This is a genomic window from Mesorhizobium kowhaii (assembly GCF_003253745.1).
GTDB lineage: Bacteria > Pseudomonadota > Alphaproteobacteria > Rhizobiales > Rhizobiaceae > Mesorhizobium > Mesorhizobium kowhaii.
Window position 1 is genome coordinate 1 of sequence record NZ_MZXV01000074.1, and the last position, 3,841, is coordinate 3,841.

General features: G+C 58.9%; 2 protein-coding genes and 4 pseudogenes. 2 read left to right on the forward strand and 4 right to left on the reverse strand.

Going from position 1 to position 3,841, the window contains the following annotated elements; all coding sequences use genetic code 11:
- Positions 1 to 198: pseudogene (locus B5V02_RS32970) on the reverse strand (acyltransferase); the annotation flags it as partial.
- A gap of 267 nt (positions 199 to 465) precedes the next feature.
- Between B5V02_RS32970 and B5V02_RS32975 the strand changes: the two are divergent.
- Positions 466 to 1,410, forward strand: a complete 945-nt coding sequence (locus tag B5V02_RS32975) for a LysR family transcriptional regulator (protein WP_111548169.1) — start codon at positions 466 to 468, stop codon at positions 1,408 to 1,410.
- A 1,340-nt stretch (positions 1,411 to 2,750) separates the two neighbouring features.
- On the opposite strand, the pseudogene B5V02_RS32985 reads toward B5V02_RS32975, so the two are convergent.
- The 3 pseudogenes from B5V02_RS32985 to B5V02_RS42050 all read right to left on the reverse strand — a co-directional run.
- Positions 2,751 to 2,960, reverse strand: a pseudogene (locus B5V02_RS32985) (beta-ACP synthase); the annotation flags it as partial.
- A pseudogene (locus B5V02_RS42045) lies at positions 2,954 to 3,094 on the reverse strand (nodulation protein NodF); the annotation flags it as partial. The pseudogenes B5V02_RS42045 and B5V02_RS32985, both read right to left, overlap by 7 nt.
- Before the next feature lie 240 nt (positions 3,095 to 3,334).
- Positions 3,335 to 3,472, reverse strand: a pseudogene (locus tag B5V02_RS42050) (acyltransferase); the annotation flags it as partial.
- A 177-nt stretch (positions 3,473 to 3,649) separates the two neighbouring features.
- Between B5V02_RS42050 and B5V02_RS32995 the strand changes: the two are divergent.
- Positions 3,650 to 3,841: LysR family transcriptional regulator (locus B5V02_RS32995; RefSeq protein WP_146606200.1), on the forward strand; the 192-nt coding region annotated here is incomplete at its 3' end.

Here is a 3,841-nt window from a genome sequence, read left to right on the forward strand (position 1 = left end):
CGCTATGCCATGCGCATCGTAGCCGATTGCGCGGAATTCCGGCCTCGCACCGGCCCAACTACGACCGCCTTCGAATGGCTTTGCGTTGGAGGCCCCAGTCCGTCCATAAGTCTTTCGGAAGAAGTCGCAGAGTTCGATATGGTCGGCCAGTTGCAACTCATTTTCCCAGCACAACTTCCACTGCACGTCAGAGCGCATGGAAAGACCTCGTTCTTTGTTCGTGTTTTCTTGAGGTAAGCGCCGAATCATTGGGGAGCTTGTCGCGTCGAGCCGATGCGATGTAGCTGCGCAGATGATGTTCGGCGCACATGGGAAGGCCTACACCGGAAAGTGCTCTTCGGAGCCAACGCAAACATAAACGAACTTCCTTTAGCGCTTCCTTGAATTCCCCTATGCGGCGTTATGCAAAATCGGTAAAATCGTTTGTTTCGATCAAACGTATCCACACCATGGATAGCTGACGACATGCGGTTCAAAGGGCTGGATCTGAACCTTCTCGTCGTGCTCGACGCGCTGCTGAGTGAGCGCGGCCTCACGGCGGCGGCACGCCGCATCAACCTCAGTCAGCCGGCCATGAGTGCGGCCGTCGCCCGGCTGCGCGATTTTTTCGGCGATGAACTGTTCAGCATGAGCGGCCGCGAACGCATTCTGACACCGCGTGCGGAAGCACTCGCCCCCGCAGTTCGCGAGGCTCTCCTGCACATCCAGGGCTCGATTATTTCGTCGGATCCGTTTAACCCAGCTCGATCCGACCGCCGCTTCAGGATCATGATTTCCGATTTCGCCACGCTCGTGTTTTTTGAAAAGGTCGTCGAGCGTGTTGCCCGGGAAGCACCCGGCGTCAGCTTCGAATTGCTGCCTATCGACGACACCCCCGATGAGCTTCTCCGGCGCGGTGACGTCGATTTTCTAATTCTTCCGGATTTGTTCAAGTCGAGCGCGCATTCAAGAGTGGCGCTGTTCGACGAGACGCTCGTGTGCGTGGGCTGCGCCACGAACAAGCAGCTGCCACGGCAGCTTACGTTCGAGAGATACATGTCAATGAAGCACGTCGTGGTCAAGTTCGGGCGTTTACTGAGGCCCTCCATCGAGGAATGGTTTTTGCTTGAGCATGGTCTTAAGAGACGTGTCGAGGTCGCGGTGCAGGGCTTCAGCATGATCCCGCCGATGGTGTCAGGCACAGATCGTATAGCGACCATGCCCTTGCGGCTGGTCAAGCATTTCGAAAAAACGTACCCCCTGCAGATTATCGACCTTCCGCTGCCACTTCCCGGATTTACCGAGACCCTCCAATGGCCGACCCTTCACAACAGTGATCCGGCAAGTATCTGGATGCGGGAGATAATGTTGCAGGAGGCGTCCAGCATGGCTACTCCAAGCAAGACCTCGGGACGTAGCACGCGCTCCTAGAATTCTCCGCCTATCACCCCGCTCATGTTCCTGCAGGCCTGAGAGACTGTTTCGAAATTCGCTCTGGCGAGCCATATGGTGGTGGTTTCGAGAACCGGAGCGCAGCGGACATTTGGGTCCGTGAGCACCCGAAGCGCAGAAAACGCCATCAGATGACCGCCAGAGTAGAATTTCCAAACGGGCTCTGAGGGCGATAGATCGGCTGCTTGGCAGGTGTTGCGAGCAGTCGGATCGGCTGAAGCTGTACGGGGCAAGGAGTGGAGCTCGGAGACGACGGGTTCATCAGCCTCTCATCCGCGGGTTGGGAACCGCCTTCCGTATCTTCAACTCGGCCTGTCCTTGGTCTAGAGAGCGGGAGTTGTGCGTCAAGTTCAGCAAATGGCCCTGGCATTGACGTCGGCGCGCGTTCGCCGCGCAGCCTCCTCATTCACCGTCAAGCCGAGAAGAGGCGCACAGCTTCCTCGCTGATCGCCTTCGCCTCGTATTGCACTCTCCACCAACCCCAATACCAACGCTTTCTTCAAGCGCCCCTAGCGCTTGAATAGCTGCGTTGAGAACCGGCTGGAAGGCACCCGCTATCTCAACAAGGAGCATTCGCGCGAGCACAAGAAGGAGGTGCTGCGACAGGCGGCCTGAACCGCTTCGTTCATCACAGGCTCGGTGTGAGCGGGGTGTTCGCGCCGTCAACGCCGCCTATCGCGCCACCTTCGACGGTGGCCTGCGGCCAGCCTTGACCGCGTTGCGCGCGCTCACCGCAATGTCGTGTGGTCGGGAGGAAGGGATGGTCACCGCCGACGAACAAACGGATGCCCGCTCCCACATGACGTTTTTGCAGAACTTGACGCACGCGACTCACCTTCAGAGCTCCGTCGCACTTTGGAGCTGAACCCTTCTAACACTATGGGGACGGCGCCGGGCGGACTGGCTCGGCCACATAATCACGAGGGGAGTTCCCCACCGTGGCTCCGCCCCCGGCGCTGTGGCGCACGTTGGCTCGGAACCGCTATGATGGTGAAACCTCTCGCCGACGACCTGCAAGCAAGGGGCCATCTCATGCACGATCTCGGCCATAACCCCCGGTGGCTTCTTGCCGGCAGCAGCGGGCGCAGAGTCGGCCCTGCGCCTTCCAGATATTGTCGCGTACAGCTTTCGAAAGACCCTCGAGTCCAGCCTACGCCGCCTCAACGGTTAAGAATCTCGCAAAGTCGATACCCTGCGGATCGTCGAGCTTTCTGCCACTTCCCGCATTCGCCGAAGCGGCCAATGACCCGCCCTTCACAACAGCTATCCGGCAAGCATCTTGATGCGAGACGAGTTACAGGAGGTATCTGTCATGGCTTCTACACCTGCCTGAATGCCAGAACCGCGTTCGTGCCGCCAAAGGCGAAGGAGTTGCTCAGTGCCACGCGCACCTTGCGCTCGCGTGGCACATTGGGCGTGACGTCGAGATCGCAATCGGGGTCCAGCTCACGATAATAGGCAGTTGGCGGCACGACGCTCTCGCGGATCGCCATCACGCAGGCGATCAACTCGAGCGCGGCGGCAATCCCAGTGAATCGATGCCGAGTGAAGTTAGTCCCGTGGCAGCCGTTATCTCGCCGCCCGAGGCAGGCGCTATGCCGCCCTCCGACGCCGCGCGCGTCTTGATGATTGCGATTATTTCGTTGGTCAGTTGATCTACCATCTTGTTCCTTTCCAGCTTGCGTTTTCGACTTGGCTCAATGCCTGAGCCGCGCGGCGTTGCGAAATCTGCCTCTCACCAGCTTGTGCGACTCACCTAGACCAACTGCTTGGTGGAGGCCGGATGAGATCCGGGTGTGCACTGCGGCGTAGGCACCGAAGACGAAGAACGTCGCCTGCATCCGATGTTGCGCAGCACATCGAGGATTTGCGGTGTGAAAAATGGATTGGGGCTTCGCCAACCTTTGGTGAAGCGGCGCAGTATGCCAATGTGGGCCGCTATGCCGTGCGCGTCGTAGCCGATTGCGCGGAATTCCGGCCTCTCACCGGCCCAACTACGGCCGCCTTCGAATGGCTTTGCGTTGAAGGCCCCAGTCCGTCCAGCACAACCTCCACCGCACGTCAGAGCGTATGGAAAGATTTCTCCTTTCGGGCTCTTTTTAACGCACTCGTCACGCGATAGAGGCAGTGGGCGATCGGTGCGCGTCAGATGCTGTTGTCAATGTAGGATTCAGAAATCGTTCGATGAAACGCATTCACGCTATGGATAGCTGACGACATGCGGTTCAAAGGGCTGGATCTGAACCTTCTCGTCGTGCTCGACGCCCTGCTGGCCGAGCGCAATCTCACGGCGGCGGCACGCCGCATCAACCTCAGTCAGCCGGCCATGAGTTCGGCCGTCGCCCGGCTGCGCGATTTTTTCGGCGATGAACTGTTCAGCATGAGCGGCCGAGAACGTATTCTGACATCA